The sequence below is a fragment of the Peribacillus sp. NPDC058002 genome, from assembly GCF_042886655.1.
Classification (GTDB): Bacteria; Bacillota; Bacilli; order Bacillales; family DSM-1321; genus Peribacillus; species Peribacillus aracenensis.
In genome coordinates this window covers 1-3,463 of sequence record NZ_JBHVQU010000322.1, presented here as the reverse complement: position 1 = coordinate 3,463, position 3,463 = coordinate 1, and the positions used below count along the sequence as shown (strand labels likewise).

The following is a 3,463-nucleotide window of genomic DNA, read 5'->3' as shown; positions in this document are numbered from 1 at the left end:
GAAAAAAGGGAGTGCCTAATTAATGTATAAAAAACCTTTGTCGTTCATCCTTGCTACATCACTTATATTAGGAAGTATAGGACCAATTACTGTTAATGCTTCAACTAAAGATAATCAAGATTTATCAGTAAATTTATTAGAATCAACAGAAGAAAAGATAGTTATTGAAACAGAAACTGACAATGAAATTGTTCTTTCCACAATTGAAACAGTTGAAAATGATACTGTTGAAGTAACTAGTGAATCATCTACAGGCGATATACAAGAATTTGTTTATCATAAAGGCGATGATTATTTTTTATTGAATGGTGAAAAAGGCGAATTAAAGATTGATGAATCAATAGAACCAGAATTAGTAAATTCAGGAGTTACTGTTTCTTCTATAATGGCTACTTCAAGTTCACCTAAGTATATGTCTACTACCACTCTTAGTTTAAACAAACATGTAAATTCTTTAAATGCTATAGTAACAGTCGTTGGCGGTGTACTTGCTGCTGCTTTTCTTACTGGTTTTAAGTTTGCTAAAACAGATTATGCTGGTACAATTGGCGCATGGTTAGGTGTTGTTGGACTAGGAACTTATTTCTCTTCAAAATTAATGAGTGGTACTCTTAAAGTTGATAATTATAGAAGTGGTTCCAAAAAATTTACCGGATGTGAAAATTTGTATCAATATAGATATCAAAATCCAAAAATTAATTTCACTTTAGCTGGAAAAAAATTCAGTAAATCTTATAGCAAAACTGGAAGTTGGTATTACGGCACAAGACCTTGCGCATAAAATATATAGGAGGTGATAAAAATGAAAGGGAAAAAGGTTTCGTTTTTTATAATAATAATTGCTGCTATATTGGCTATAACTATTTTGTTACGTACTGGACCTTTTGAACAGCCTATTTGGATGCAAGTAGTATTTTTATTTTTTACCTCTGTATTGGCTTATGCAACTTTTAACAGTAAATCTAGATTTCCGTTTATTGTTCTAAGTATTTGTTCTGTCGTAATAATATCTTCTTTATTAATTAGTTTTGTATCCTAAATCAAAAAAAACAAATGTAAAAAGCGAGCCCTTGGTAAAAAGGCTCGCTTTTTTATCGTAACTTTTTTAGCCTAACCTGCCCCGTTAGTTCCATAAGAAAAAGCTGCCTTAATGACAGCTTTGATCTTCAGCTAACGCACCCGTTAGTTTAAGTACATCTATTCACAAACTGTGTTTTCTATGTATTAAAATAGATCAAATCTCATTAGCACTCTTTCCAAGAACACTGTACCGTTAGCTTCATAACAAAAAACACTGCTAATTAGCAGTCTTAAGCTTAAACTTTCTCCATTTAGTTAATTAAGAACATAATTTTTATTGGGTCTCTTGCATATTATTTTTCAGGTTTAATATAAGGAACGATTTGTGCAGTGGCACCTACTGAAGCACCGCGGATAAAATTTTGATTCTCTAAGGCTTTGAAATTGTTTGTTTTTCCAGTGAGCATTACCCCTAAAATTTTCACTTCACCGAACTGCTTATTTTTATTTACCTTTAAAAATTCTTGAATTGTTTCATCATCCCCATTTGAATCATACTCTTTAAGACCATCGACAAAGCTTGAATATGATTCTTTAGGGGTGTCGGAAAGTTCAAACCCATAAACTGGCATACCAGCTGGCCCCTTGCTTTCATCCCTAATTGGAGAAGCCAAATACAACCATACGATGTTTAAATTATCAGGGATTTTTGCTTGTATTTCCTGTAACGTGTATGGTTTATCAAAGGAAATGGCAACTTCTGCAACGTGGTACTCCATTTCCGAAATTTCCCCTAATTCATTTTGTACACCATTATAGTATTTTTTTATGGATGGATGATAAAATGTTGCTGATTTACTCTTTGTCTGTTTATCATACTCATAGAACTCTGTATCAGACCAATGAAATCCTGGTACTAACTCGTTCGTGTCAATATTGACTCGAAACCAATCATATGAACTTGTAAGAGTGCTCCATTGAACTACATAACCATTAATATTCTTAGAACGGTTTGTAATAATGTTACCCCCAAACATCGATGAATTACTGGTTACTTGAGAGTCGATCTGAATATTAGGTTCAGCAATGGCATTATGTAAAAAAAGCTTTCCGTGAAGCTTTGTAGAGCTTTTCGCTGCAAAGTAGTTACCTGTTTTATAAAAGATAGGTAAGAGAATTAGTACTACAATAATTGAAGTGATGATAATTTTTAGTAGATGTTTTCGTTTAGCCTTTTTTAAAGCATCATTTAACGAAGATTCCATCAATATGGTCCTCCTAATTTTGAGTGAATAAATTTACGTGCACGATATAATTTTTGCTTTACACTGTCTACTTGAATATCCAAAATAGTTGCAATTTCTTCATATGAAAAATCATAGTAATACTTTAAAAAGAAAATTTCTTTGTATTCTTTTTTTATGTCTTTTAATAAATAAAAAATCTCATCTTTATTTAAAACCGTATCAAAATCGCAATCGATGTGTGATAGCTTGGAATAAATTCCCTCAGTTAAGTAAATGTTCTGCTGCTCCTTTTTCCTTTTCAAATCAATATATTGATTAAGTGATACTCTAAAAAACCAAGGACGTATATTGCTCTCTGTTAATTTATCCAATAGCGTGTAAATTTTGTAGTAGGTGTTTTGAATTATATCTTCTGCATCTTCTTTTTTGGCTCCTCTCGCTAGTAATAGCTTGAACACTTCCTCTCCTAAATTGATAAGGTAGGAGGTTAATACATTTTCTTTTTTCATCTTTTGTCCTCCCTATACTTATACAACGAATGAGTGATATTAGATGTATACACTTAGATGATTTAGATTTTAATTTTTTATGAATTGGTACTAAAATATGATTCTTTTTCTGAAAATAAATAGCTTTATTATTCCTAAAATATTGTTTAAAGTAGACAGCTTTAATAACCTCCCATCACAAGATGGGCACTGCATTTCTAAAACAAAACTAAACAACTTAATTATCTATAAAGTAATATTTTTAACTATTTGAAAATACCTCTTTTTCAAATATCCTGCCCCTATAATTGCATAAGAAAAGGAGCTGCTGATCAGCTCCTGGTAATGAAGTAACCAGCTAATAGGATGTCAATATCTTTCTCTAATATTTTCATTTCCCTTATGATATACTATTTTTGGCCATGCCAAATAACCCTTCAAAACCCTTTTGGAAGGATTTTTCTCTGTTTCACAAAACCGTTAATCAGGATAAATCTAGGAATGCTTCTTTTCTCTTTAATAAAGCGTAAACCCAATGAATAAGTTTATTCATACAGGCAACGATCGCCACTTTGGCTGGCTTTCCTTCCGATTTTTTCTTATCAAAGAAAGCTTTAAGCTTTTTGTTCCTTGAACTCCTTATGCCGTATAGCACGGCAAGATACAGAGAATGACGTAGTCTGCTCGAACCCCTTTTAGTAATACGAT

At 31.9% G+C, this 3,463-nt stretch carries 4 protein-coding genes and 1 pseudogene; 2 read left to right on the top strand and 3 right to left on the bottom strand.

The genetic code is table 11. The annotated features are described in order from the left end of the window. Window positions 1–22 precede the first annotated feature (22 nt). Both ACFVSH_RS24335 and ACFVSH_RS24330 read left to right on the top strand, forming a co-directional pair. Window positions 23–781: a hypothetical protein gene (locus ACFVSH_RS24335; protein WP_387708302.1), complete on the top strand. Its 759-nt coding sequence runs from the start codon at window positions 23–25 to the stop codon at window positions 779–781. 21 nt (window positions 782–802) lie between these two features. Next, window positions 803–1,039 carry a hypothetical protein gene (locus tag ACFVSH_RS24330; protein ID WP_342614601.1) on the top strand — a complete coding sequence of 79 codons (237 nt, stop codon included), beginning with the start codon at window positions 803–805 and terminating at the stop codon, window positions 1,037–1,039. A gap of 334 nt (window positions 1,040–1,373) precedes the next feature. On the opposite strand, the gene ACFVSH_RS24325 is transcribed toward ACFVSH_RS24330, so the two are convergent. The 3 genes and pseudogenes from ACFVSH_RS24325 to ACFVSH_RS24315 all read right to left on the bottom strand — a co-directional run. Further along, entirely contained in the window at window positions 1,374–2,285 is a 912-nt protein-coding gene (locus tag ACFVSH_RS24325) for a sigma factor regulator N-terminal domain-containing protein (protein WP_387604998.1), read from the bottom strand. After that, on the bottom strand, window positions 2,285–2,776 hold the full coding sequence (locus ACFVSH_RS24320; protein WP_387604999.1) for an RNA polymerase sigma factor: 492 nt from the start codon (window positions 2,774–2,776) through the stop codon (window positions 2,285–2,287). The genes ACFVSH_RS24325 and ACFVSH_RS24320 overlap by 1 nt, the downstream gene beginning before the upstream one ends. 463 nt (window positions 2,777–3,239) lie before the next feature. After that, window positions 3,240–3,463, bottom strand: a pseudogene (locus ACFVSH_RS24315) (IS110 family transposase); the annotation flags it as partial.